23 protein-coding genes are annotated in these 26,402 nt (G+C 66.4%); 9 read left to right on the top strand and 14 right to left on the bottom strand.

Annotated elements, in window-relative coordinates; translation table 11 throughout:
- Positions 1-99 precede the first annotated feature (99 nt).
- The 6 genes from ACFPPB_RS00400 to ACFPPB_RS00375 form a co-directional block, all read right to left on the bottom strand.
- Positions 100-879 carry a DUF4097 family beta strand repeat-containing protein gene (locus ACFPPB_RS00400; RefSeq protein WP_377323282.1) on the bottom strand — a complete coding sequence of 260 codons (780 nt, stop codon included), beginning with the start codon at positions 877-879 and terminating at the stop codon, positions 100-102.
- Between the two features lie 62 nt (positions 880-941).
- A complete protein-coding gene (mazG, locus tag ACFPPB_RS00395; protein WP_377323280.1) occupies positions 942-1,745 on the bottom strand; it encodes a nucleoside triphosphate pyrophosphohydrolase in 804 nt (267 codons plus the stop codon).
- Positions 1,746-1,799: 54 nt separating this feature from the next.
- The gene (cysQ, locus tag ACFPPB_RS00390; protein WP_377323278.1) at positions 1,800-2,615 is read right to left on the bottom strand and encodes a 3'(2'),5'-bisphosphate nucleotidase CysQ; all 816 of its coding nucleotides are present in this window, start codon (positions 2,613-2,615) and stop codon (positions 1,800-1,802) included.
- Positions 2,612-3,169 (bottom strand): ADP compounds hydrolase NudE, encoded by a 558-nt coding sequence (gene nudE, locus ACFPPB_RS00385; RefSeq protein WP_377323276.1) that lies wholly within the window; start codon positions 3,167-3,169, stop codon positions 2,612-2,614. The genes cysQ and nudE overlap by 4 nt, the downstream gene beginning before the upstream one ends.
- A gap of 21 nt (positions 3,170-3,190) precedes the next feature.
- Positions 3,191-3,967, bottom strand: a complete 777-nt coding sequence (locus ACFPPB_RS00380) for an inositol monophosphatase family protein (protein ID WP_377323274.1) — start codon at positions 3,965-3,967, stop codon at positions 3,191-3,193.
- A gap of 16 nt (positions 3,968-3,983) precedes the next feature.
- The gene (locus ACFPPB_RS00375) at positions 3,984-4,793 is read right to left on the bottom strand and encodes a type II secretion system protein N (protein WP_377323272.1); all 810 of its coding nucleotides are present in this window, start codon (positions 4,791-4,793) and stop codon (positions 3,984-3,986) included.
- A gap of 69 nt (positions 4,794-4,862) precedes the next feature.
- Here ACFPPB_RS00375 and ACFPPB_RS00370 point away from each other — a divergent pair, with 69 nt between their 5' ends.
- Entirely contained in the window at positions 4,863-6,254 is a 1,392-nt protein-coding gene (locus ACFPPB_RS00370) for an adenosylmethionine--8-amino-7-oxononanoate transaminase (protein ID WP_377323270.1), read from the top strand.
- A gap of 37 nt (positions 6,255-6,291) precedes the next feature.
- On the opposite strand, the gene ACFPPB_RS00365 is transcribed toward ACFPPB_RS00370, so the two are convergent.
- Positions 6,292-6,615, bottom strand: coding sequence for a hypothetical protein (locus ACFPPB_RS00365; RefSeq protein ID WP_377323268.1), 324 nt, complete (start codon positions 6,613-6,615; stop codon positions 6,292-6,294).
- A gap of 181 nt (positions 6,616-6,796) precedes the next feature.
- Here ACFPPB_RS00365 and ACFPPB_RS00360 point away from each other — a divergent pair, with 181 nt between their 5' ends.
- Entirely contained in the window at positions 6,797-7,531 is a 735-nt protein-coding gene (locus ACFPPB_RS00360; protein ID WP_377323266.1) for a 16S rRNA (uracil(1498)-N(3))-methyltransferase, read from the top strand.
- Between the two features lie 23 nt (positions 7,532-7,554).
- Here the strand turns inward: ACFPPB_RS00360 and ACFPPB_RS00355 are convergent, their stop codons facing one another.
- The 7 genes from ACFPPB_RS00355 to ACFPPB_RS00325 all read right to left on the bottom strand — a co-directional run bounded on the left by ACFPPB_RS00355 (position 7,555) and on the right by ACFPPB_RS00325 (position 19,562).
- Positions 7,555-8,082, bottom strand: a complete 528-nt coding sequence (locus tag ACFPPB_RS00355) for a chemotaxis protein CheW (RefSeq protein WP_377323264.1) — start codon at positions 8,080-8,082, stop codon at positions 7,555-7,557.
- The gene (locus tag ACFPPB_RS00350) at positions 8,079-9,833 is read right to left on the bottom strand and encodes a chemotaxis protein CheB (RefSeq protein WP_377323262.1); all 1,755 of its coding nucleotides are present in this window, start codon (positions 9,831-9,833) and stop codon (positions 8,079-8,081) included. Before ACFPPB_RS00350 ends, ACFPPB_RS00355 begins: the two co-directional genes overlap by 4 nt.
- On the bottom strand, positions 9,826-15,918 hold the full coding sequence (locus ACFPPB_RS00345) for a FimL-related protein (protein ID WP_377323260.1): 6,093 nt from the start codon (positions 15,916-15,918) through the stop codon (positions 9,826-9,828). The genes ACFPPB_RS00350 and ACFPPB_RS00345 overlap by 8 nt, the downstream gene beginning before the upstream one ends.
- Before the next feature lie 102 nt (positions 15,919-16,020).
- Positions 16,021-18,054, bottom strand: coding sequence for a methyl-accepting chemotaxis protein (locus ACFPPB_RS00340; RefSeq protein ID WP_377323258.1), 2,034 nt, complete (start codon positions 18,052-18,054; stop codon positions 16,021-16,023).
- A gap of 128 nt (positions 18,055-18,182) precedes the next feature.
- A complete protein-coding gene (locus ACFPPB_RS00335; RefSeq protein ID WP_377323256.1) occupies positions 18,183-18,722 on the bottom strand; it encodes a chemotaxis protein CheW in 540 nt (179 codons plus the stop codon).
- Entirely contained in the window at positions 18,719-19,090 is a 372-nt protein-coding gene (locus ACFPPB_RS00330; protein WP_377323254.1) for a response regulator, read from the bottom strand. Before ACFPPB_RS00330 ends, ACFPPB_RS00335 begins: the two co-directional genes overlap by 4 nt.
- A 22-nt stretch (positions 19,091-19,112) precedes the next feature.
- Positions 19,113-19,562 (bottom strand): response regulator, encoded by a 450-nt coding sequence (locus ACFPPB_RS00325; protein ID WP_377323817.1) that lies wholly within the window; start codon positions 19,560-19,562, stop codon positions 19,113-19,115.
- A 335-nt stretch (positions 19,563-19,897) separates the two neighbouring features.
- On the opposite strand from ACFPPB_RS00325, the gene gshB reads away from it, so the two are divergent.
- From gshB to ACFPPB_RS00290, 7 genes are all read left to right on the top strand, one after another.
- Positions 19,898-20,875: a glutathione synthase gene (gene gshB / locus ACFPPB_RS00320; RefSeq protein ID WP_377323252.1), complete on the top strand. Its 978-nt coding sequence runs from the start codon at positions 19,898-19,900 to the stop codon at positions 20,873-20,875.
- Complete coding sequence (locus ACFPPB_RS00315; protein WP_377323250.1) at positions 20,872-21,738, top strand: energy transducer TonB; 867 nt, start codon at positions 20,872-20,874, stop codon at positions 21,736-21,738. Before gshB ends, ACFPPB_RS00315 begins: the two co-directional genes overlap by 4 nt.
- A 57-nt stretch (positions 21,739-21,795) precedes the next feature.
- Entirely contained in the window at positions 21,796-22,365 is a 570-nt protein-coding gene (locus ACFPPB_RS00310) for a YqgE/AlgH family protein (protein ID WP_377323248.1), read from the top strand.
- Positions 22,362-22,814, top strand: coding sequence for a Holliday junction resolvase RuvX (gene ruvX, locus ACFPPB_RS00305; RefSeq protein ID WP_377323246.1), 453 nt, complete (start codon positions 22,362-22,364; stop codon positions 22,812-22,814). The genes ACFPPB_RS00310 and ruvX overlap by 4 nt, the downstream gene beginning before the upstream one ends.
- 36 nt (positions 22,815-22,850) lie before the next feature.
- A complete protein-coding gene (locus ACFPPB_RS00300) occupies positions 22,851-23,777 on the top strand; it encodes an aspartate carbamoyltransferase catalytic subunit (protein WP_377323244.1) in 927 nt (308 codons plus the stop codon).
- Positions 23,778-23,914: 137 nt separating this feature from the next.
- The gene (locus ACFPPB_RS00295; protein WP_377323242.1) at positions 23,915-25,705 is read left to right on the top strand and encodes a hypothetical protein; all 1,791 of its coding nucleotides are present in this window, start codon (positions 23,915-23,917) and stop codon (positions 25,703-25,705) included.
- A gap of 239 nt (positions 25,706-25,944) precedes the next feature.
- Positions 25,945-26,373, top strand: coding sequence for a BON domain-containing protein (locus ACFPPB_RS00290; protein ID WP_377323240.1), 429 nt, complete (start codon positions 25,945-25,947; stop codon positions 26,371-26,373).
- Positions 26,374-26,402 lie beyond the last annotated feature (29 nt).

Here is a 26,402-nt window from a genome sequence, read left to right as displayed (position 1 = left end):
GCGCGCGGGCGATGCCGTTGCTCTGATGGCGGTCAGGAAGAATTGAAGCAAAAGCATCGCCCGCTAGCGGGCTCCTACCCCACCGCGGAGAAACAGCCGTCAATCGTCGTCGTTGTCGTGCGGCATGCTGACCTTGCCTTTCACGCCGGAATGATTGACGTCGCCGCTGCCCTTGGCGCCCAGGCTGAAATCGCCCCCCACGTTGCTCACGGTGAGATCGCCCGAGCCCAGTGTCTCGGCATGCACGCCACCGCCGACCTGGCGCAACCCCACATCGCCCGAGCCGATGCTGCCGACCCTGGCATCGCCCTTGATGCCATCGGCCTTGAAGTCGCCGGAACCGACCGAGCCCAGCTCCAGGCTGCCGACATCGGTGGCGTTGACATCGCCGGAGCCCACGCTGGTGCTGAACTTCCCGGACACCTGGCGCACGTGCAGATCGCCCGAGCCGACGTTGCTCTGCAATTGCTGCAGGCCGCTGACGTCGGCATCGCCGGAGCCCACGCTCACGTTCACCGGCAGATTCGCCGGCAGCTGCACGGTGACTTCGAGGTTCGCGTAGGAGTTGCCGAACAGGCTGATCGAGAAATGGTTGTCGCCGCCGATGTCCAGCAGCAACTGATCGCCCTGGCGGCGCTGGGTGACCTGCAGGCGTTCCAGCGCCGCCTTGTCCGAGGCGCAGGCGCGGCCCGTGAGGGTGAGGCCCCGGGCGCTGTCGCTGCCGGTCAGGTGCAGATCCTGGTTGTGCACCTCGATCTGCACGGCTCGCACGCCGGCCAGATCGAGCTGGAGGTTGCGCGGCGCCTCGTACTTGCACGGGGTGGCGGCGAAGGCGGCGATCGGCGCAAGCAGCAGGGCTGCGGTGAAAAGACGGCGCATGGTGAGTCTCCTTGGGTTGTCGACAGGCTTGAGATGCCGCCGGCAGCCAAAGGGTTGCAAGCTCAGGGTTTGCGCTCGGACGTCTTGGCGCGCTGCCATAGCTGCTGCTGCTCGGCGAGCGTACGGTCGCCGAACGCACCGCCATCGGCGGCGGCCAGCTGTTCCATGTAGCGGAAACGCCGTTCGAACTTGGCATTGGCGTGCCGCAGCGCCTGCGAGAAATCGACGCCGGCATGGCGCGCCAGATTCACCATCACGAACAGCACGTCGCCGATCTCGTCCTCCAGTCGCGCCGGATCGGCGCCGTTGGCGAACTCGGCACGCACCTCGTCCACTTCCTCGGCCAGCTTGGCCAGCACCGGTTGCGGGTCGGTCCACTCGAAACCGGTATCGGCCGCACGCTGCTGAAGTTTCAGCGCACGCTTCCATTCCGGCAGTCCCGCGGAAATGCCCGCCAGCGCACTGTCATCGGCAGACTCTCCCTTGCCTGCGCGTTCGGCCGTCTTGATATCTTCCCACGCGCGCATCTGCTCGCCGAGATCCGCGTAACGCACGTCGCCGAACACATGCGGATGGCGACGCCGCATCTTCGCGCTGATGGCATGGGCGACGTCGGCGAAATCGAACAGCCCCTGCTCCCGTGCCATCTGGGCATGGAACACCACCTGCAGCAGCAGGTCGCCCAGCTCGTCGCGCAGATCGGACCAGTCGCGGCGGTCGATCGCGTCGGCCACTTCATAGGCTTCCTCGATCGTGTAGGCGGCGATGGATGCGAAATCCTGCTGCACGTCCCACGGGCAACCTCGCTCGGGATCGCGCAGGCGCGCCATGATGGCCAGCAAATCGTCGATGGTGTGTCGGGTCATGAGGGCGAGTGGAGAGTGGAGAGGAGTGAGAAAAAAGAGGAGGCGGCCTGCCACTCACTCCGCGCTCGCCGCCTGCAGCCGCGCGGCCCAATCCACCGCCGTGTCGCCGACGGCGATGAATTCGGGGTTCAACAGCGACTCGCCCCGGTTGTAGCGGAACGGCTGGCCGGACAGATCCAGCACGGCGCCGCCGGCCTCGTCCAGCACGCATTGCGCGGCGGCGGTGTCCCATTCGCTGGTGAGGCCAAGACGCAGATAGACGTCCGCCGCACCGCGTGCGATCAGGCAGAATTTCAACGACGAGCCCAGCGGCACGAGTTCGTAATCGGTACCTATCAACTGCTGCAGCAAGGTGCTCTGCGAGCCGCCATGCGAACGGCTGCCCGCCACCAGCGGCGACTGCCCCAGCGGGCGGGTGCGGATGCGCTGCCAGTCGCCTCCGGCCTGCGTCTGCAGCCAGGCCCCGTGCCCGTGCGCGGCGACATACAGCTCGCCGGTCACCGGCGCCAGCACCACGCCGAGTATGGACCGGCCTTGGTCGATCAGCGCGATATTGACGGTGAACTCGCCGTTGCGCTTGACGAACTCGCGGGTGCCGTCGAGCGGATCGACCAGCCAGTAACGCGACCAGTGCCGGCGTTCGGACCATGGCAGCGCCTTGGCCTCCTCCGACAATATCGGCAACGCCGGATCGAGGCTGCCCAGACCGGTCACGATCACCTTCTGGGCGGCCAGGTCGGCGGCGGTCAGCGGCGAGGCGTCCGCCTTGGTCTGCACCGCGAAGTCACTGTGGTAGATCGCCAGGATCGCAGCGCCGGCGGCACGTGCGATCTCGCCGACCTGCCGGGCAAAGTCGGGTACGGTACTCATGTGCGCTGGAAGCGCCCGGCGAGGTATTCGCGGGCCATGAACAGCGCGGCGATCGAGCGCCCCTCGGTCACGTCGTCGCGACCGAGCAAGGTATGCAGTTCGGACATCTTCCACGGCACCACCTCGAGCTCTTCCGGCTCGTCGCCCTCCAGCCGCTCCGGATACAGGTCCTGCGCCAGCACCACATGCGCCATGTGCGTCATGTACGACGGCGACAGCGACAGGTTGTGCAGAATCTTCAGCTTGTGGGCGCCGTAACCGATCTCTTCCTTGAGCTCGCGCTCGGCGCCTTGCTCGGCGGTCTCGTCCTGGTCTAGCCGACCCTTCGGCAGGCCCAGCTCGTAACGGCCCACGCCTCCGCCATATTCGCGCACCAGCAGCACGGTCTCGTCATCCAGCATCGGCACGATGATCACGGCGCCGAGGCCGCTGCCCTTCAGGCGTTCGTAGGTGCGCCGCACGCCGTTGGAGAACTCCAGGTCGATCTGTTCGACCTGAAGGAAGCGGCTGTCGTGGACGTCGCGCGTCGCATGGATGATCGGTAATTTTGGCATCCGGGCATTCTAGCGCGACGCTCAGCGCCGCAGGCGCTGCAATGCCAGCGCGTGGATCGCCGGCGTGCCGGCCAGCACGCTGCGCGTATCCAGCGTCAATGGCGCGCCGTCGAGATCGGTGAACACGCCGCCGGCTTCGCGCACGATCACCGCCAGCGCTGCGATGTCGAGGATGTTGACGTCCGACTCGATCACCAGATCCAGGCTGCCGCGTGCCAGCAGGTGGTAATGGCAGAAATCGCCGTAACCGCGGATGCGGTTGCTGTCGCGGATCAATGCACCCAGTGCGTCCCAGCGTGCGTCGGCGGTGAGCGTCTTGACGTTGCCGATGGAGACCGATGTCTCGCCTATCGTGCCGGTGGCGGCCACTTGCACACGCTCGCCGTCGAGCCATGCTCCATGGCCGGCGCTGGCCCACATCGTCTCGCCGTAGATCGGCGCGCTGGACACGCCGAGCACCAGTTCGTCGCCATCCATCAGCGCGATCTGGGTCGAGAAGAAGGGCGTGCGCCGCACGAAACTCTTGGTGCCGTCCAGCGGATCGACCAGCCACAACAGGCTGCCGCGTTCGCCGTCCAGGCCGAACTCCTCGCCGTAGATGGATGCCTGCGGCACCGCTGCCTGCAGGATTTTCCGGATCGCCTGCTCGGCCTCGCGGTCGGCCACGGTCACCGGCGTCGCATCGGGCTTCAGCTCCACTTCGACGCCGCGCCGCCAGTAGTGCCGGATCACCTCGGCGGCGGCCGCGGCGGCCTCGCGTGCGGCGGTCAGGGCCGATGCGGCGATATCTGGATTCATGTCTGTCTCGCGTCCTTTATTGGGTTGATGGCGCCGGCACGCTGCCGGCCAGCCCGCTGCTGCGCCGGATATGCACGCTGCCGTCGGCGGCCGGTTGCCCCAACCCGGCCAGCCATCGGCGCAATGCCGGATCAGTCTGTCGGGGACGCAGCACCGCGTCCAGTCGCCAGCCGAGCGGGCTCAGCTGCATTTGGCCGTCCGCATGCAGCGGCCCTTTCCCGTCATCGTGCACTTGCCCCCGAATCACGCCGTCCTGCGCTTGCGCCTGCCACTGCAGATCGCCTAGCGCCACGTCGCCGCCGCGTGTTTGCATGACGGCATGCCGCCATTGCGCCTGCGCCTGCAGTTGCAGCGGCCAGCCGCCTTGCAGCAGCGCATGGCCGATCGTCAGTTGCAGTTCGCCGCGGGGCTGGCCCAGCGGCGACTTGATGTAGGGATCCAGCGCAGCCAGCTCGGCACGAATGTTCACTTCGCGCGATGCGATCTGCCCTCCGGGCAGTCGTTGCACCCCACCGGAAAAGGCGAGTTGCGGCCCCTCGAAATCCAGTCGCAGCCGCAGCGTTCCCAACAGCGCAAGGCGGGACAATTGCCATTGCAGGCGCCCCAGTACATGGCCGTCGGCGGCCACGACCTGATCGGCCCGGCCATCCCACAGCAGTCCCTGCACCTGCTGCAGACGCAGCCCGTGCAGTCGCGGCGCCAGCCATGGCATCGCCCAACGTGCCGGCAGAAACCACAGCAGCAGTGCCGCGGCAAGCAGCACCAGGCCGAGAGCTGGCAGGTATTTTCGCAGGTACTTCAAACGTCGGTTCCCGGAACGGTTCATGCGCGAGCCTGGGCATCCAATTCCATGAATGGACTTGAGCGTCCACGGCGCAACGCCGATGATAGCCGGATGAGCAACTCCGCAAGCGGCAACGCCGCACTCGCCGCCCGCGACCTGAAACACCTGTGGCATCCCTGCACGCAGATGCACGATCACGACATCGCCGGCAAAGACCGCGTGCCGATGGTGCCGATCGTGCGCGGCGAAGGTGCCTGGCTGGTCGACGCCGACGGCCGCCGCTACCTGGACGGCATCAGTTCGTGGTGGACCAACCTGTTCGGCCACGCCAATCCGCGCATCGCTGCCGCGCTGGCCGAACAGGCGCGCACGCTGGAGCACGTGATCTTCGCCGGGTTCACTCACGAGCCGGCGATCGAGCTGGCCGAGGAACTGGTGCGCGTCACCCCACCCGGACTCGATCGCGTGTTCTACGCCGACAACGGCTCGGCGGCGATCGAAGTGGCGCTGAAGATGAGCTTTCATTACTGGCTCAACCAAGGTCATGGCGAGAAGACCCGCTTCATCGCCCTCACCGGCAGCTATCACGGCGAGACGCTGGGTGCGCTGTCGGTCAGCGACGTGGCGCTGTACCGCAAGACCTATGCGCCTTTGCTGCTGACGCCGTTCCTCGCGCCCTCGCCGGATGCGTACGAAGGCCAGCCCGGCGAATCGCCGGAACAGACGGCCGCGCGCCGGCTGGGCGAGATGCGCACGCTGCTGGAACGGCACTCACTCGAAACCTGCGCGGTGATCGTCGAACCGCTGGTGCAATGCGCCGGCGGCATGCGCATGTATCACCCCGGTTACCTGACCGGCTTGCGCGCGCTGTGCGACGAATTCTCGGTGCATTTCATCGCCGACGAGATCGCGGTCGGCTTCGGCCGTACCGGTACGCTGTTCGCCTGCGAACAGGCTGGCGTGTCGCCGGATTTCATGTGTTTGTCGAAAGGCCTCACCGGCGGCTTCCTGCCGTTGTCGGCCGTGCTCACCACCGCAGGCATCTACGAGGCGTTCTACGCCGAATACAACGCCGGCAAGGCGTTCCTGCATTCGCACAGCTATACCGGCAACCCGCTGGCATGCCGGGTGGCGCTGGAGACGCTGGCGATCTTCCGCGACGAGCCGGTGCTTGAACGCAATCGCCAGCTCGCCGCGCATCTGACGCGCCGGCTGGAACCCTTGCGCGAGCATCCGCACGTCGCCGACGTGCGCCAGACCGGCATGATCGCGGCGGTCGAACTGGTTGCCGACAAGACCACCCGGCGGCCGTTTCCGGTTACGGAACGGCGCGGCCTGCAGGTGTACCTGCACGGCCTGCGGCACGGCGCGCTGCTGCGTCCGCTGGGCAACGTGGTGTATTTCATGCCGCCTTACGTGGTAACCGAGACGGAGCTGGACCAGCTGGTGGACACCGCCATCGCCGGCATCGTACACGCCGTGGCGGGCCGGTCAGGCCCATAGGTCGAGCCGAAGACCGACCTGCTCGGAGCTGCCGGGATCAGTGCCCGACGCTGATGCTCGGGTCCAGCATCTGCAAGGCGCGAGCGGTGTCGGGATGGCCGGTACGCCGCAATTCTTCGCTGCTGTAGCTGCGACCGATCACGGGCAGGCACTCGCCCTTCTTGGCCGGGATCAGGCTGCCGGTTTCGCGCAGGCAGTTGCGATCGCCGGGCTTGATGATCTGGTGATCCGCCGACGCCGATTTCGGTCCGCGCTGGCTGGCCTGGGCGCTGCCCGCGGCAGGGATGCTCTGAGCGAACGTCATCGCGCTGATGCCAAGGCCGGTCATCAGGGCGAACGTAATGATGGATAGCTTGGACATGGCGGGAACCTCGGATGCAACCGTGGACTGGGGTATCCATGTTGCGCGCTTGCGTCGCCGTAGACAAATGCATCGCCGTCGTTCATCTCGCTGGAATTCAGCTTTGCGTCGCGCGGGTGGCATCCCGGGCCATGCCCGCGCATGCTCGGTTATGCTGGGCTTTTCGCCGAACGACAGCTCCATGCGCAACATCCGTATCCATGTCGACCTGCCGCTGGCCGCCGGCACCGAATGGTGCCTGCCGGCGCAGGCCGGGGAACACGTCGCCCGCGTGCTGCGCCTGGTCGCCGGCGACCCGCTGACGCTGTTCAACGGCGACGGCAGCGACTACGCGGCCGTCATCCAGAGTGTCGGCAAGCGTGAGGTCGCCGTGCGGGTGGACTCCCGGCAGGAGCTCGCCAACGAGTCGCCACTGAAGCTGACCCTGGCGCAGGGCGTCGCGCGTGGCGAGAAGATGGATCTGATCGTGCAGAAAGCGACCGAGCTGGGTGTCGTCCGCATCGTGCCGCTGCTGACCGAGCGCTCGGAAGTGAAGCTGGACGGCGCACGCGCGGAAAAGCGGCTGGCGCACTGGCTTGCGGTGGCGGCCAGCGCGTGCGAGCAGAGTGGCCGCGCACGCTTGCCCGAAATCGCCCCGGCGTTGCCTCTGTCGGGGTGGCTGCACGGGCTCGCGAATGATGGCGCCTTGCGGTTGGCGTTGTTGCCGGAAGCCACGCGGGCATCCCGCGAATTGCGCTTTACCGCAGCCGGCGGCGTGCTGGTGGTGGGTCCTGAAGGCGGACTGGGCGAACGCGATATCCGTGTCCTGACCGCCGCCGGATTCGCCGGGCTGCGGCTGGGACCGCGCATCCTGCGCACGGAAACGGCGGGGCTGGCGGCACTGGCGGCGCTACAGGCCTTGCACGGCGACGGCTGAGCCGCCGCCGCGCAAGGTTCGTCTCAGTCTTCGGCGCCGGACGGTTCGGGCAACTCGACGGACTCCGGCGACCCGGCTGGCTCGTCGGTGTCGAGCAGGTCCAGCAATTCGGTTTCGATCCATTCCAGATCGGGAATCATCGCCACGTCGTCGCGCACCAGCACATGGGCGCGCACGCCCGGCGGCAACGCACTGCCGTCATGGGTGGGAATGATCAGCTCGGCATTCAACGTGGTCAGTCGTGGAAAGCCCTGGGTCAGCACGGCGATGAACGGCAGTTTGGGATTGCCGCCGAGCGCCTTGAGCACTGCGACGCGCACGCTCAACTCGGCATCGCCTTCCTCGGTACCGGCCAGTTTCGTGAACGACACCAGCGGCACGCGCCAGCCGCGCCAGGCGATACGGCCGAGCAGCCAGTCAGGCGCGCCGGCCACCGGCTCGGGCTTGCTCTGGGTGATCACCTCGGCGATGGTGGCGTTGGGCAACAGCAGGCGCAGGTTGCCTACCGGCACCAGGACGCAGCGGATTTCACGCGGCAGCGGATCACTCATGAAAACACCTCGATCAGGTGCGCCGCCAGCTCGGGCGGCGTACCGGAAAAACTGACCAGTCGTTCGGCGAATATTCCGCTGACCATGTCGGCAAAATGATCGCCGGACGACGACTCTACCCAGACCTGACCGCCGCGGTCATGGATCGCCTGCGCGCCGGCGACGGCATCGTTGCCGCGCCCGGCGAAGACGATCGCCAGGGCATCGCTGCCGAACGCGTTCGCGGCCATGGTCAGGCTGGCGTCGATCGACGGCTCCTGCACGGCATCCGCGGCACCGTTCGGCAGCAGCTCGACACTGCCGTCGCGACGCAGCCGCACTTCCTGGCCGGCCGGTACCACGAGCACCTCGCCTGCCGCAACGCGAACGCCCCGAACAGCCAGCCGTACCGGCAGCGCGCAATGCGCGGCCAGCTTATCCACCAGCGCCGCGTCCGACTGGCCGCCGTGATGCTGGGTATGCAAAAAGGTCAGGCGCGTGCTCGCCGGCAACGCGGCCAGGAACGCGCAGACCGACTCGGTGGCGCTGACTGCCGCGCCCAGCAAGACGACCCGGCTCAACACCGAACCGAGCACGTCCAGCACCATCTCGTGATCTTGCACATAGGCTTGTGGCGCGATCGCCTCTTCCATCGACACCAGCTCGAGGCTCATCACCGCCTCCATGTCGTGCGCCACCGGCTCGACATCCGGCGCGAGGAAATCGGCAGCGCTCAATTTCTCGATGCCGAACGCGGCGGCATCGGGTTTTTCGGCGATCGCCGATGCGGCCGGTGCCGCGTCGTCGTCCACCAGCGCCCAGGCGGAGGGCGCACGCACCGGCGGGGCGGTGTCCGTCAGGACCGGCTCGGCCGCCGGGGCCGTGGCGACGGACGGATCGGTCAGCGACGACAGTTGCAGATGGTCGGTGCGAAATGCCGCCGGTGTCACGCCGGACAAGGTTTCGCCGATTTCGGCTTGATGGGTTCCGGCTTCATGGGTTCCGGCTTCATGGGCTCCGGCGTGCGGCGGCTCGACCGCAGCAGCAGCCGGCCCGCCGAAATTGCCGTCGTGCAGCGGCGGCGGCTCTTCGCCATCGGCATAGCGCAGACCCGGGCCAGCCCCGTCCTCGTCGTCCGGCGACAGCTCGCCGAAGGCCAGCAACGCCTCCAGTTCCGCCGCCAGGCTTTCCGACTCCACGGCGGCGGCCTGTTCGTTCTGGCCCGGATCATGATGAACCTGGAAATCGGCTTCCAGCTGCGCATTCGGCGCGGGATCCATGTCCAGGCCCAGGGATTCGTCGCCAGGTTCCACCGGCGTTACATCCGGCACCGCAGCCTGCGCGGCTGTCGCCGGCGCCTCAACCGGTGCAGCCTCGATCGCGGCTTCCGGCGGCGTTTCGACGCCGCGCGCATCATCGGGCCGCGGCGGGTCGATATCGCCCTCGGCCAGTACCTTCACTGCCAGATGGCGCGCCCAGCGGGCACGGTCCCAGCCGATCAGCGCGCGACTGGCCTGCGCATCGTTGAACACCACCCGCGGCCGGTCGCCATCGATCACTTCGTACAGCTGATCGAGCGCGTCGTCCGCACTGTCGTCCAGGTTGACCACCAGCACATCGGCGCCCACCTGCTGCAACAACTCGCGGCTGAGGCTGGATACGCCGCCTTCGTGCACGATCCGCGCGCCGCGCTCATGCAGCGCCGCACGCAGCTGGCCGCCCAGCTCGGTGTCGTCGAACAGCAGGGCAACCGCCGGAACCGTCTCAGTCATGAACCGGCTCCACCGCATGCTGCTCCAGCACCTCGCCGATCTGCACCAGCAGGTCGGCTTCCTGATACGGCTTGCCGAGATAGCGGTCCACGCCGATGTCGAATGCCCGCTGGCGGTGTTTGTCGCCGCTGCGCGAGGTGATCATGATGATGGGAACGTCACGCAGGCGCGGATCGGCCTTCATGTGGGTGGCCAGCTCATAGCCGTCCATGCGCGGCATCTCGATGTCGAGCAGCATCAGATCCGGCACGCGCTCGTGCAGTTTCTCGAGCGCGTCGACGCCGTCCTTCGCCGTGCTGACCTCGTATTCATGGCGCTCCAGCACGCGGCTGGTGACCTTGCGCATGGTGATCGAGTCATCCACCACCATCACCAGCGGCCGCACCAGCACTTCTTCGATGATCGGCGCCTGCACCGCGCTGAGACCTTCGGACAGGCGCTGGTCGCGGCGGATGATGCCGTGACGGACCAGCGGCGCCAGATCCAGAATGATCAGCACCGAACCGTCGCCCATGATCGTCGCACCGAGCAGGCCCGGCACCGAGCTGATCTGCGGACCCACCGACTTGACCACGATCTCGCGCGAACCGAGCACCGCATCGATGCGGATCGCCGCTCGCAGGTCGCCTGCGCGGGTCAGCAGCAACGGCTGCTGCTCGCCCTCGGCCGGGAGGCCCGGCGGCAGACCGAGCAGCTCGGCCAGGTCGTGGATGCCGTATTCCTCGTTGCCGTACTGGAACGACGGCTCGTTCTCCGCCAGCAACGCGGCCAGGTCGTCCGGATTGACGCGCGCCACGCCCTGCACCGAGGTCATCGGAATCGCGAATGTCGCTTCGCCGATGCGGACCAGGATCGCCTGGGTCACCGCGAGGGTGAACGGCAGGCGCAGCACGAAGGTGGTGCCCTTGCCCTCTTCCGATTCGATCGACAGCGAGCCGCCGAGCTGCTTGATCTCGTTGGCCACCACGTCCATGCCGACGCCGCGGCCGGACAGCTGGGTGATCGTGCTGGCGGTGGAGAAGCCCGTCTGGGTAATCAGCGAGAGCAGCTGGTTGTCGGTGGGCCTGGTTTCGGGACGCAGCAGGCCACGCTCGATGCCGCGCCTGCGGATCGCCGCACGATCCAGTCCGCGGCCATCGTCGCTGACCCTGATCACCACCTCGGTGGCTTCGCGCGCCACCTGGATGTGCACCGAACCTTCGGCCGGCTTGCCGGCCTTGCGGCGTTCGGCCGGAGTTTCGATACCGTGCGCGATCGCGTTGCGCAGCATGTGCTCGAACGGCGCCTTGATGCGGTCGAGCAGGTTGCGATCCATTTCGCCGTGCGCACCGTCCACGTAGAGCTGGGCGTTCTTGTTCTGCTCCTGCGCCGCCTGGCGCAGGGTGCGGCGCAGGTTCGGCACCATCGTGTCGAACGGCAGCATGCGCGTGCGCAGCAAACCGTCCTGCAGCTCGGTACTGACCCGCGACTGCTGGATCAACAAGGTCTCGGCCTGACGCGTCAGCTCGTCCAGCATGTTCTGGATGGACACCAGATCGGATACCGACTCGGCCAGCGCACGCGAGTACTGCTGCAGCTGCGAGTAACGATCGAGCTCGAGGGGATCGAACGTGGTCAGGCCCGCTTCGCGATGCTCGCGCTGGAAGCGCGCGATGATCTGCGCCTCGGTCTCGATTTCCAGCATGCGCAGCTGGCTGCGCAGGCGCGCCACGGTCTGCTCCAGCTCGACCAGGTTGAAACGGTAGCCGGCAACCTGCTGTTCCAGTCGCGAACGGTAGATCGCCACCTCGCCGGCATGGTTGACCAGACTGTCCAGCAGATCGGCGCGAACGCGGATCTGCTCCTGCGAGGAGCGCACTTCCTCGTCTACCTCCGGCAACAGCTCGGGCAGATCGAGTGTGCCGATCGGAGCGCGTGTCGTCGGCTGCTGCGCGGTCTGTACCGGGACGGCAGGCGCAGGCGGGGCGGGCATGGCCACCGCGGCCAGCATGTCGTCGTCGGCCAGGGTCGTTTCGCCGGCCAGCGCCAGCAGATAATCGATGGTCGTCTGCGGGTAGTCCGGCGTCTGGCCCTGCGAAACCTGCTGCACCAGCGAGTGCAGCTGGTCGAAGCTCGCCTCCAGCGCAGTGATCAGCGCGCTGCTTCTTGCCGTATCGCGGATCGGCTTTTCGAGCAAGGTCTCGATGGCATGGGACAGATCGCCCACCGGCACCAACCCGGCAATCCGCGCGCCGCCCTTGAGGGTGTGCAGATCGCGCTGCAACTCCGCCACGTAGGCCAGCTCAGCCGGCTCGGCGTGCCATTGCGCCAACACACCGTCGGTGTGATCGAGGATTTCGCGCGCCTCGTCGATGAATACTTCCAGCAAGTCGGCGTCGATGTGGCCGGAACCGGCCAAGGCATAGGCGGGCTCTGGCTCTTGCGCCGCCTCGGCGCCGACTTCGTCCGCTTCCTCGTCGACAGCGGCATGTTCGGCGGCAGCCCGATCCATGGCGGCCCGCCCGGCCGCCAGCTTCTCGGCGGCTGCCTGTTCCGCCGCGACCCGCTCGGCAGCCAGCTTCTCCGCTGCCGCCTGTTCCGCCGCGGCTTGCTCGACCGCCAGCTTCTCCGCTGCCGCCTGTTCCGCCGCGGCCCGCTCGGCCGCCAGCTTCTCCGCTGCCGCCTGTTCCGCTGCCGCCCGCTCGGCGACCAGCTTCTCGGCGGCTGCCTGTTCCGCCGCGGCCTGCTCGGCGGCCAGCTTTTCCGCCGCTGCCTGCTCCGCTGCGGCCCGCTCGGCGGCCGCTCGCGCAGTGCTGGCTTCTGCGTGTTCAAACGCGCCCAATGCAGCCACCAGTTCGGCTGCTACCGCGGCGTGATGTGCGTCCTCCGGGTGGACCTCCTCCGCTTCTTCCGCTTCGGACGATGCCGCGACGGATGCCTCGCCTGCCCGCGCACCGGTGGCCTTCAGCATGCTGGCATCCAGCGAAGCCGCCATGTCCCTTTCATCGGCGTCGGCATCCGTCGCGGCTGCGCTTTCCGTCGACTCTGTCTCGTCGGCATGGGGCTCGTACACCACATGCGCCACTTGCGACTCGGGGTAGTGATCGCGCATGGCGATGATCTGGGCGGTGAGCGCGTCCACGCTGGGCAGTTGCGGCTCGGCGACGTCGAACTGGCCCATCACCTGATCGACCACGTCGATCGACTGCCCGAGCAGCATCACTCCCTCGGGCGACAACGGCAGGTTGGCCGCGCGCAGGCGCTTGAACAATCCTTCCAGCGGCGACAGCAGTTGGGTCAGCAACGGGATGTCGACCATCGCGATCGCACCGTGCAGCGTATGTACCGCGCGCAGCAACTCTTCGCCTATCGGCAATTCGTTCCTGGTGCGCTGGATGGCTGCACGAATGGTCTGCAGGTACTGCGCCACTTCGCTGCGCAGTATTTCCAGCAATACCGGATCCACCGGCGGCAGCACCGGCATCGGAATGAGGTGTTCGGGTTCGGGCTCGACCTCGGCCGGTTCGCTACTGGCAGCGGCGGTACCCGCATCGGTCAAGCCGGCTTCCGGAACGCTCTCCGCTGCCGCGTCGACACGCGGCACGCGGCGGCGCACGACGCGACGGACCGTTTCCATGGCTGCCGGCGAGCGATCCTCCAGACGTACCTGGTTGCCGGCAGCCAGCTGCTCGGCGGTATGCATGATGGCGCTGAGCGGCGCATCCGGCACACCCTCGCCCTTCAGCGCGGCCAGCAGTTGCGGCAACGCATCGATCGCGTGCCGCACCAGCGCCTGCACGTTCTCGCTCGGCTCGATCGTGCCGTCGAGCACGCGGTTGAGCATGTCCTCCACTTTCCACGCGAACTCGCCCAGCACGCCGGCGCCGACCAGCCGTCCCGAACCCTTCAAGGTGTGGAACGAGCGACGGATGCCGATCAGCGACGAGGTCTGGGCAGGATCGGCCAGCCATGCCTTCTCGGCACTGCGCAGGTTGTCGATCTCTTCCTGCATTTCTTCCAGGAAGATCTCGCGGATGTCGTCGTCGATGCCTTCCGCATTGACGTTGAAGCTGGTATTCGCCGCCAGCGCATCGCGTACCGGCATCTGCTCGAAGACCTCTTCCTCGATCTCGATCCAGTCGTCGTCCGCCTGGTCCGAAGCGCCTTCCAGCATCGCCGGCGCGGTCGTTTCGGTCTGCGCCAGCCGCAGCCCATCCAGGTCGTGAACGGACTCGGCCTGCGGCTCGATGCTCCCCACAAACAGGTGTCCCAGATCATCGCCCGGCAACAGGCTGACGGACTCGGATAGTTCCGGATGCTGCTCGTGCTCGAGCCCGTGACCGACGGGCGCCTCCGCTTCGACTACGTCCGCCGCCCTGGATTCCGCACGCGCGGATGGCATCGGCCAGTAGCCGAGCAGGCCGAGGCTGTGTTCGGCGACGTCGAGGATGTGTTCCAGGCCGCCGCGATGTTCGCGCGCGGCTTCGAGATAGTACTCGAGCGCGGCCAGCGCATCGGCCAGATGGTCCATCTGCGCACCGCTGGGCACGCGTCGGTCGTCCAGCAGCTCATAACCGATGAAACGGCCCACGCCCTGGGCCAGGTCGGCCGGGCGTGGCGACGACAACATGCGCATCGCGCCGGCAACTTCGTCCATCAGAGCCGGTGCGCCGACCAGGCGGTCGTGCTCCCAGCCGGATTCGACGAACGCGACGATCGCGTCCTTCACTCTGCCGGTGTTGCCGATCGCTTCCTGCATCAAGGTAGTGACGACGCCCAGCGCCTCGCTGCGCGGCAGACCTTGCATGGTATTGTCGGCGCCCGGCGATTCGTCCTCGGACCCCAGGCTCTCGATATGGTCGTCCAGCGACGCTTCGACGTATAGCAGCGCACCGGCCACGTCGAGCAAGGTGTCTTCGTCCGCCGCGCGCATGCGATTGGCGATCTCGTCGAGCACGCGCCGCTGTTCGTTGACCACCCGGCGCGGCACGGCCAGCGCCAGCATGCCCAGCGTATCGCCGACACGCTCGAGCACTTCGCCCTGCGCCGCCAGTTGCGCCGGATCACCATCCTGCTGACGCAGGAACAGATCCAGGGCTTCCTTGACGCGCAGCAAGTCGTCCTTCAGCGCGCGCGATACCGAATCGAGCAGCGCCCGGTTGTGTCCGGCCATCGAACCTCGCGCATGTTCCAGCTCGCCGGCATCGGGCAGCAAGCTGTCCAGGGCGTACGTGGTGCGCAGCAGCTCCATTTGCGGACTGTGCTGCTTGGCCTGGGCCACGATGTACAGCAACTTGCACGCGACTTCGTCCGCCTCGCCGCCGCGCAGGCTGCCCTCGCCCTGTTCGATCAGCTGGCGGATGTTGCGGTCGACCTTGCCGACCAGCTGGCGTATTTCGCCGGCATGAGCCTTGAGCGAACCCTGCTCGAGACCTTCCAGCACTCCGGCGGCGATCCACCAGAGGCGCCGGCCATGCACGTGATGGCAGCGTGCGGTGATCGCCAGCAAGGTCTTGCGCATGCCGATGAGCTGCTGTGCCGCGTTCTGCCCGCGGAACCAGCCCAGCAATTGCTGCTGGAATCGCAGCCGCAGATCCACCAGCTCGCCGCGATGCGCTTCGGCATATGCCTCGCTCATGGCCGCCGGCGCCTGTTCCGGCAGGAACGCGTCGAGATTGGGATGGAACATCGCCGACTCGGCCAGCGGCTCCTGCTCGCGACTGGCACGCAGGTCGTTGAGCAGCGGCAGCAGCACGATCGGCACGTCGCGATGGCCGCTGGACAATCGCTCGAGGTAATCCGGCAGCTGCATCAGGCCGCGCATCAGCGCGGCATAGGCTTCCTCGCGATAGGTGACGCGGTCTTCGAGCAGCGCGATGGCAAGCGCCTCCATCTCCGCGGTGACCATCGCCGCGCCATACAGTTCGACCATCTTCAAGGTGCCATGCACCTGATGCAGATGATCCGCGCAAGTGCGCATGAAATCGCGCTTGCCCGGATTGTCGACATAGGACTCCAGCGCCTCGCGGGCGATCGACAAGGTGTCGTCGAGCTCCGGCTTGACCCACTGCAGAGTGGTGAAATCGATGTGGTCTTGAAGTCTCATGCGCCTCTCTCAGTGGTTGCACAACGCAAGCATCTTGCAACCAGCGAGACTGCCCCCCGTCAAATGCTTTTCTCAATCGGGCTGACCTCAGCCCGGCCGATGTCAACCCGGTAACTTGAAATGCGCCACCGAGCGTCGCAGATCACTCGCCAGCTGCGCCAGCGTACCGATCGAGTCGGCCGTCTGGCTCGCGCCCTGCGAAGTTTGCGAGGTGATTTCCTGAATCGCGTTCATCGAATGTGAAATGTCGGTGGCCGCCGCGGACTGCTGACGCGCCGCGGTGGAGATGTTTTGAATCAGCGACGACAGATCGTGCGAAACGCGCTCGATGTCGCCCAGCGCGCTGCCGGCGTCCTCCGCCTTGCGCGCACCGGCCACCACCTCCGCGGTGGTCTGTTCCATCGAGTTCACCGCTTCGTTGGTATCGGACTGAATCGTCTGTACCAGCGTCTCGATACGCTTGGTCGCGCTGGTCGAACGTTCGGCCAGTCTCTGCACTTCGTCCGCCACCACCGCGAAACCGCGGCCCGCCTCACCTGCCGAAGCCGCCTGGATCGCCGCGTTCAAGGCGAGGATGTTGGTCTGTTCGGCGATGTCGTTGATCAGTTCCACGATCGAGCCGATCTCCTGGGACGATTCGCCCAGGCGCTTGATGCGCTTGGAGGTTTCCTGGATCTGGTCGCGGATCGAGTCCATGCCCGAGATCGTCTCGCGCACCACTTCCGCACCGTGCGAGGCGATCTTCACCGAGCGCTCGGCCACGTCGGCCGATTCGGCGGAGTCCTTGGACACGATGTCCATCGAGCTCACGATCTGGTTGATCGCCGAGGTCGCCGAACTGATCTGCTGCGCCTGCTGTTCGGCCGCATCCGCCAGGTGGCGGGCAGTGGTCTGGGTTTCCTGCGCCGACGACGACACCTGCTCGGAGGTCTCGTTGATGGTGGTCACCAGGGAGCGCAACTCGTCGATGGCGTAGTTCACCGAGTCGGCGATCGCGCCGGTGATGTCCTCCGACACCGTGGTCTTCACGGTCAGGTCGCCTTCGGCGAGCGAACCCATTTCGTCCAGCAGGCGCATGATCGCCTCCTGGTTGCGCTGGTTCAGCTCGGTACTGCTGGCGAAACGGCGGCGCTGTTCAGTGACCAGGGTGACGACCAGCATCAGTGCGAAAGCCACCGCGGCGATTGCGCCCAGCAGGCCCCACCAGACGTTCGGGAACAGCCGGCGCAACGGCAGCTTGCCGATCTGCTCGGACAGGTCGTTCGCGCGCAACAGCACGGTCTGCGAGTCCAGCGAAGCCTGGTTGCCTGCATGTTTCACGTCGGCGATGTTGCCGGCGGCGGCGACCAGCTTGGCGACCGGATCGACCAGCTTGCCCCAGCCGGCGTCCATGTCGGTGAGGATCTTGCGCGCATTCGCGTCGGCAATCGGCTTGACGCCGCTGTCGGGGCTGCCCTCGATCAAACCCTTCAGCACGCTGCCATACAGCTGCGCATCGCGGGACAGACCATCGGCCGCAGACTGCGCGGAATCGCCGCCCTGCAGCACTTCCTGCACGCGGCGGATGATTCGGTCGGCGGACAGCATCTGGCGCGATGTGCCCAGCATCTGGTCGGCGCTGGCACCACGCTGCTGCAGAATGTTGACCACCTGCTCCATGCTCGAGTTGAGCAGCGGCATCTGCTGAGACAAGCTGTCGGCACGCTGGCCGGAATCGAGCACCACGGCCTTGTTGGAGAGGATCTTGCCGATATCCCCGTCCAGCTGTTTCCACGAGTCGTTCAATGCGGTCACCGCACGGCCCGCAAGAGACGTATTGCCGTCGGCATAGGCTTGCATGCCGGTAGCCGGGTCGCCCTTGTTCAGTCGCTGCACCGCCGAATCGATGGAGTTGCGGGTGGATTCGAGCTCCTTGAACGAGTCGAGGTTGCCGCCGGCCGATTCCAGGGCGAACTTTGCCGTCTGCTGCGACAGCACCTGGATCTGCGTGGTCAGCGCAATGGCCTGGCGATCCTCATCGTTCTTGATGTTGAGCCGCCAGAAATCGAACGCCGCCAGCGCGATCGCGATCAGCAGCAGGACAATGAGTGCGGTGGTGAAACCGCGTTCCTTGCTGACGCCCCCTGTAGTGCTCATGTTCACCTCATCAATCTAACGTATACATTGCCGGCTCCGCAGAGCGGGTACTGGCCAGGAAATGGTTGCCCCAAATTTCCGGCTCCCGCGGGCGCCGGCCCTTCACATAGCTGCAGCCCGACGCGAGGTCAGGCCGCGGCCTGCCGGAAATCCGGTGCCCGCACCAGCCGGTTCATGCTGAAAACTGCCAATTGCTGTTCACCCACCCGGCTCTCGGCGAAACGGGCAAGCCGGGGATCGTCCTCGCGTCCGGCCTCGCGACGCTGCTCCTCATCCACGGTACGCTGGCCGAACACCTCGTCCACCAGCAACGCCACGCTGCCGCCGCCCTGGCGCACCACCAGCAGGCGGGTGCGGTCGGACTGCTGGGTGCGCTCGCCAAACAGGAAGCGGGCAAAGTCGACCACCGGCACCAGATTGCCGCGCACGTTGGCCACGCCGAGCAGCCAGGGCTGGGTTCCGGGCACCGGGGTAAGCACCGGCACCGCCAGCAATTCGTTGATTTCGTCGATGCCGCTGACCAGCAGGCGCGAGCCCACGCGAAAGCCGATCCCGCGCCATAGCCCGGGTGCCTCCAGCTTGTCCTGCGTATCGGAAGCGTGCGCCAGCGACAGTCGCTCGTAGCGGGCCAGAATCTCGAAAGGAGTGCGATTGACGGACTGGCTCATGTCTCGCTCGACAACAGATCGTTGATGCAACCCAGCAATTCTTTTTCGTTCACGGGCTTGGTAATGAACGCCCGGGCACCTTGCCGCAGACCCCAGACGCGGTCGGTTTCCATCGATTTGGTGGTGATCATCACGATCGGCACCACGGCGGTGACGGGGTCGCGGGTCAGCGTGCGGGTCGCCTGGAAGCCGTTCATGCCGGGCATGATCACGTCCATGATGATCAGATCAGGCAATTCGGCGCGAACGCGCTCGATGCCCTCTTCGGCACTGTTGACGGCGACGACCTGATGGCCGGCCCGTTCGAGCAGCGTGGTGAATACGCGCACGTCGGTCGGCGAATCGTCGATGATGAGAATAGTGGCCACAGCTCCCCCTCAGAATCTGCAGTCAGTGGCTCGATACCGTGCTGACATGGCGATGAATGGCACCAAGCAGCTCGTCCCGCGTGAACGGCTTGGTCAGATACTGCTCGGCACCCACGATGCGACCTCTTGCCTTGTCGAAAAGGCCATCCTTCGAACTCAGCATGATCACCGGTGTGGCGCGGAACTGCGGATTGTTCTTGATCAGTGCGCAGGTCTGATAACCGTCCAGCCGCGGCATCATGATGTCGACAAAGATGATGGCAGGCTTCTGGTCGGAGATCTTGGCCAGCGCCTCGAACCCGTCGACCGCGGTCAGCACCTCGCAACCCTCTTTTTTCAGCAGAGTTTCCGCTGTGCGGCGGATGGTCTTGGAGTCATCGATGACCATGACCTTCAGACCAGCCAAGTCGTTAGCACTCACGTTCAAATTCACTACTCCCCCTGCGGCCCGCCCGAGCTCAGGTATAGACATCAAGGCATGCAACAGTCATGCCGTATGGTGCGCGTGTAAAAAATACGAAAAACGAACCGCCCGATACCCGCTCGGCGGCGACCTTCCGAGGCTTTGTTGTTTACTGCCTGCCCGCCGAGACTGTCAAGCAATAATCGCCAGCTCCGTCCGCCGACTGCGCAACGTGACCCATATTGGCACCATCCGGTCACAGATGGACAGCCGCGTGTCACGCTTGTCGCCGCGGATCGCCTTGGCCACCATCCGTTTAAGATAGCCACCTGACGATCGACACCTGCCCGCATTGAATCCGCCTGCATCGAGACACCCGCACCAGGCCACCAACGGAGAACCACATGCCCCTTTCGGTCGGCGTGCTGATGGACCCCATCGGCGCGATCAAGATAGCGAAGGACACCACTTTTGCGATGTTGCTGGAGGCCCAGCGCCGCGGCCACTCGCTGCATTACTTCGAGCAGGGCGACCTGGCGCTGCGCGACAGCGCGCCATGGGCCCGGATCGCGCCGCTCGCCGTGCGCGAGGATCCGCAGCAGTGGTTCACGCTGGGAGCGGCCCAATGGCGCGACTTGCGCGAGCTCGATGTGGTGCTGATGCGCAAGGACCCGCCGGTCGACGCGCAGTTCATCTACGACACCATGGTGCTGGAAGCGGCCCAGCGCGGCGGGGTGGCCGTGATCAACGATCCGCAGTCGCTGCGCGATTGCAACGAGAAGCTGTTTTCGCTGGCCTTTCCGCAGTGCATCGCGCCGGCCCTGGTCGCGCGCGATGTGGGAGAACTGCGCAGGTTTACTGCCGAACATGGCGAGGTGGTGCTGAAACCGCTCGATGGCATGGGCGGACGCGGCATCTTCCGGGTCAAGGCCGGCGACAGCAACCTCAACTCGATGCTGGAGACCCTGCTCGGCGGCAATGGCCACCGCGAGGGGCGACAATTGGTGGTCGCGCAGAAATACATCCCGGAGATCAGCGCCGGCGACAAGCGCATCCTGGTGATCGACGGCGAACCGGTGCCGTACGCCCTGGCGCGCATCCCGCAAGGCGACGATTTCCGCGGCAATCTGGCGGCCGGCGGCCGCGGCGTGGGCGTGCCGCTGTCCGACCGCGACCGCTGGATCGTGGCCCAGGTGGCGCCCGAACTGCGCCGACGCGGGCTGCTGTTTGTCGGCCTGGACGTGATCGGCGACTACCTGACCGAGATCAACGTCACATCCCCGACCTGCGTACGTGAACTGGATGCGCAGTTCGGGCTTAGCATTGCGGGTCAGCTGTTCGACGTCATCGAGCAGTCCGTCATCGGAAAGCGTATCGCGTGAGCACCACCGCAACTGCCTCCCCCGCACCGAACCCGATCGGTGCCACCATGCTGTTCTCGCTGCTGCTGCACGGCGTGTTGCTGCTGGGCATCACCTTCCATTTCGTGAAACCAAGCCCCAGCCTGCCGACGCTGGACGTGACCCTGGTCAACGTGGCCAATCAGCAGGCGCCGGACAAGGCCGATTTCCTGGCCCAGGCCAACAACAGCGGCGGCGGGCAGAGCGATCGCGCCGCGCGGCCATCGCAGATGTTTTCCGGCGCGCTGCCCAGGCCTGATCCGGGCATCGCGGCGCATCCGGTCGAAGCCGCCACGCCGCTGCCGCGGGAGGCCACGCCGACGCGCATGGTCACCACCACCGGCGCGACCGACTTCAGCGTGTCCAGCGATACCGCGCAGACCCGGGTCGATCCGCAGGTTCAAACCCCGACCGCGGCCGAGCTGAAGCGCCAGCAGGCGATCGCCCAGCTGGCCGCCGAACTGCGCCAGCAGACCGAGGCGCTGGCGAAGCGGCCGAAGAAGAAGTTCATCTCGGCCAACACGAAGGAATATGTCTACGCCAGCTACATGCGCGGCTGGTCGGACCGGGTGCAGCGGATCGGCAACCTCAATTACCCGGACGAAGCGCGCCGGCGCAAGCTCTACGGCGATTTGCTGCTCACCGTCGGGCTCAACCGCGACGGCGGGATCAAGAACATCACGATCATCAAGAGTTCGGGCCATCCGCTGCTGGACGCGGCCGCCGAGCGTATCGTGCGCCTGTCCGCACCGTTTCCGCCGCTGCCGAAAGACGTCAACGTGGACGAGCTCTACATCACCCGAACCTGGCAATTCCTGCCCGGCGACGTACTGCGCAACAAATAGCGCCGTCCTCACCCGCCTTTTGCACGACTGGGCGCCGACCGGGCTTACAATAGCCGCATGAGCACCACCGCGCCGAACACCCTCACCGGGCATTTCCTGATCGCCATGCCGAACCTGGCCGATCCGCCGTTCTCGCGCAGCGTGGCGCTGCTGTGCCAGCACGACGAGGATGGCGCGGTCGGCCTGCTGGTGAACCAGCTGTCCGAATACCGGCTTGGCGACGTGCTGGCGCAGATGAAGCTCGAATGCACGGACAGCGAACTGGCCGACGCACCGGTGCTGATCGGCGGCCCGGTGCAGCAGGAACGCGGTTTCGTCCTGCACCGCGAACCCGGCGACTGGGAATCCAGCTATCGCATCAACACCGACTGGTCGGTCACCACCTCGCGCGACATCCTGGTCGCGATGGCTGCCGGCGAAGGCCCGCGCCAGGCCATCATGGTGCTCGGTTACGCCGGCTGGGACGCCGGCCAGCTGGAGCAGGAACTGATGGCGAACGCCTGGCTCACCGCCGAGGCCTGCGGCCGGGTGGTATTCGACACACCGCTGGAGGAGCGCTGGAGCGCCGCCGCCGGACTGGTCGGGGTCGACCCGCGCCAGTTGTCCGGCTACGCGGGTCACGCATGAGCTGTGTGTTCGGTTTCGACGTCGGCAGCCGGCTGACCGGCGTGGCGATCGGCAACACCTTCACCGCCAGCGCGCGGGGCTTGACCATCGTCCCGGTAAAAGATGACGGCCCGGACTGGAGCCGGCTCGATGGCCTATGCAAGGAATGGCTGCCGGACACCTTGGTGGTCGGCCTGCCGCTGACCCTGGATGGCGCCGAGCAGCCCGCCAGTCGCCGCGCGCGCCAATTCGCCGCGCAGCTGCAGCAGCGCTACAGCCTGCCGGTCGTCTTCGTCGATGAGCGCCACAGTTCGCAGGAAGCCGCGCAGCGGTTCGCTGCCGCCCGTGCCGCCGGACTCCGACGCCGCCGCGATGCGGCCAGCATCGACGCCGAAGCCGCGGCGGTCATTCTCGAACGCTGGCTGAGCGGTGCGGGATCGTCGGCAGCCGACGAAGCCACCGGTCACTGAACGCACACCGTCCCTCCCACCTCCCGAGTCGCCGCCATGAGCCCTCGCCTGCGCCACCTGACTTCCCTGGAAAACCTTCCGCGCGAAACGATCGAGCGCCTGCTCGACCGCGCCGAGGCCTTGCGCGATGCATGCGCTCACGGCACCCGCAAGCTCGACGTGCTGGCGGGGCGCACCGTCCTGAACCTGTTCTTCGAACCGTCCACGCGCACCCGCACTTCGTTCGAGCTGGCGGCGCGGCGGCTCGGTGCGGACGTGATCAATTTCGATCTCGGCCTGTCCTCCACCAGCAAGGGCGAGGAGCTGTTCGATACCTTGCACACACTGGAAGCGATGCACATGGACGCGATCATCGTGCGCCACAAGCGCTCGGGCACGCCGGACGAACTGGTTCGCCACGCGATGAGCGGGGTATCGGTAATCAACGCCGGCGACGGCAATAACGCGCACCCCACCCAGGGCCTGCTGGACGCGCTGACGATCCGCCAGCACCGGCCGGATTTCGAAAACCTCAGCGTGCTGATCTGCGGCGACATCAAACATTCGCGGGTGGCCCGTTCGGACATCCACGCACTCAGCGTGCTGGGCGTGAAGGACATCCGCCTGTGCGGACCGGCCGAGCTGATGCCGGCACCGGACGAAGTTCCGCAGGGACGCCGCCACACCGATTTCGACGAGGCCATCCAAGGCGTCGACGCGGTCATCATGCTGCGCCTGCAGAAAGAGCGCATGGCGTCCATCGACCTGCCCGACGAAGCGGCGTACTTCGCGCGCTACGGGTTGGACCGGCGCCGGCTGGCGCTTGCCTCCAAGGGCTGCCTGGTGATGCACCCGGGCCCGATCAACCGCGGTATCGAGATCGCGTCGGACGTGGCTGACGGCGCGCAGTCGCGGATTCTCGAGCAGGTCGGCAACGGTGTGTTCGTACGCATGGCGGTGCTCAACGAGGTACTGGCTCGCTGAGCCGCTGCAGCCGGCGAGCCAGGCTGCCACGCCCCACGGTTGCGCCTGACTGCATCTGGCAGGCGTCCGCCACGGCGCGACGCTGCGCAAGCGGGCATAATGTGCACCGCACCATTCCACCATCTCTGGGGATCAACATGCGATCGACGATGCGATATGCCGCGCTGGGTCTGGCCGGCGTCATGCTGGCGGCCTGCGGGCACAAGAACAAGGATGCTCCGCTGGCTTTCGTACCGGCGGACACGCCGTATGTGGTGGCCAACCTGGAAATCATGGACGACAGCGCCCGCCAGGCGTTGCTCCCCCAGGCCGATGCGCAGCTGCCGTCCAATCTGGCGCAGCTCGATGCCGCCGCCGATCGCCTGGCCGCGAAGGATCCCGATGGCGCGCGCTTGTTGCGCGCATTGCGGGCCGAATTCAACGGCAAGACCGTCGAAACTTTTGCGCAGAGTGCCGGACTGGACCTCAAGGGCCACTTGGCTCTGTACGGCCTCGGCCTGGCACCGGTGCTGCGATTCGAGCTGAGCGATCCGCGGGCGTTCGAGGGTTTCATCAGCCGGCTGGAAACCGCCTATGGCAAGAAACTCGATCTCGCCGATGTGGACAAGCAGAGCTATCGCAAATACGCGTTCGCCAGCTCGGGCACCGAGCTGATCCTGGCGATGGTCGGCAAGCAGGCCGTGGCCGCGCTGTTGCCGGCCGATGCCTCGCCGGCGCTGTTGCGCCAGGCGCTGGGCCTGGATCGACCTCAGAAGAACCTGCAGGACGACGGCCGCCTGGCCACGCTGGCCAAGGCCAAGGGCTACCAGCCCTGGCTGGTCGGCGAGCTGGATCTGACCCGGGCGTTGCCGTTGGCGCTCGGCGGCAAGGATCCGCTGATCGGCGCGATCCTCAAGGCGCGCGCCGAAGCCGAGTCGGCCAAGACCGGCGAGCCGGTAGCCAACCAGCTGCAGACGTCACCGAGCTGCGTGACCGATGCCGCTCGCATCGCCGCCCGCGTGCCGACGCTGAGCTTCGGCTACACCCAGCTCGATCCCAAACACCAGAACGTGCGGTTCGACGTGGCGCTTGCCGATGACATCGGCAAGGCTTTCAGCGGCCTCAAGGTGGAACTGCCAGGGCTGGGCGGCGCCGGTACCGCACCGTTCGACCTCAGCCTGGCGCTGCCAGTCGCGCAGATGCGCACATTCTGGTCCAGCCAGGCCGATGCGGTGGTAGCCAAGCCGTTCGCCTGTCCTTCGCTGATCGATCTCAACGACAGCTTTGCCAAGCTCGGGCCGGCCATGCAGAAGGCCGCGATCCCGCCGTTCGGCGACATGCTCGGACTGCGAATTGCGCTGGACTCGCTGGCGCCCGGTCAGAATGCCGGCGCCCCGACGTTCAGCGGGCGCATCGTGCTGGGCACCAACAATCCCGCCGGCCTGTTTGCGATGGGCCAGATGATGGTGCCCGCGCTGGCCCGGCTGAAGCTCGCCGGCGACGGCAAGCCGCTGCCGCTGCCCAAGGACATGACGAGCATGCTGGGCCAGCCGGGCTGGCTGGCCATGAGCGACAAGGCGCTTGCGCTCGGCGTGGGTGCCGGCGAAGACGGCAAGCTCGGCGACACCTTGAAGAATCCGGTCGGCGACGCCGGCCGGATGGCCCGCATGCATCTGACCGGTGCGATGTACCTGAGCTGGCTGCAACTGATGGAACAGAAGATCGACAGTCTGGCCGCCGCCACCGCCGCGCTCGGCAAGAGCGACGAGCCGTCGATCAACGGCAGCGTCGACAACGACAGCACCACCCAGGCTGCCGCCAACGCGGCGCGCTCGAAGGCGCAATTTGCCGCGATGAAATCCCAGGCCGAAAGAGTCGACAGCATCGATGCGGAAATGCATGTCGTCGACAGCGGCATGGTGATCACCAGCCAGACCGTCCTGAAGTAGCGTTCATCGCTCGATGAAAAAAAACGGAGCGCCGCGGCGCTCCGTTTTTTTTGGCCTGACGACGCCATCGAACGTCCAGCCAACATCGTGGCGACACCTTCTTCGCATCCGTAATCGTCCGCTGAATCGGCATGCCCCGAAGCCACGCGACATTCACGCCGTTGCTGGTGCCATGCAACGCACGGAAGTCGGCTGCCGCATCTCGCCGACAAACTTTCATACCAGCCAAGGAGATTGCCATGCGCATACCAACGATGCTTCGCAACAGCATGTTCGCCACCGGACTGATCCTCGCCTTCGCCGCCGTACCCTGCGGTCAGGCCATGGCGCAGACGCCCCCTCCGACGCAGATGCCGTCGAACGCCACCCCGATGCAGACACCGGACACCGCGATGCAGGAGAAAATGTCCGAAAACCGGACCGTGCCCGACAAGGCAGCCGACGCCTGGATCACCACCAAGGTGAAATCCGAGTTCGGCACCACCAAGGGCATCAAGGCCACGAACATCTCGGTGTCGACCAATGACGGCGTGGTCACGCTGACCGGCAAGGTTGCCTCGGAAGCCGAAAAAAATCATGCCGAACGCGTGGCCCGGCACGTGAAAGGAGTGAAGAGCGTCGACGGCAGCGGCCTGACCGTCGGCAGCACACCATCTTCGGAGAAATAAACGCACGCAGCTTGCGACGCTCCACGGAA

This window comes from Rhodanobacter terrae (genome assembly GCF_042657005.1).
In the GTDB taxonomy this organism is placed as follows: domain Bacteria; phylum Pseudomonadota; class Gammaproteobacteria; order Xanthomonadales; family Rhodanobacteraceae; genus Rhodanobacter; species Rhodanobacter terrae.
The sequence above is the reverse complement of the archived record's forward strand: the minus strand, read 5'-3'. Positions and strand labels throughout refer to the sequence as shown.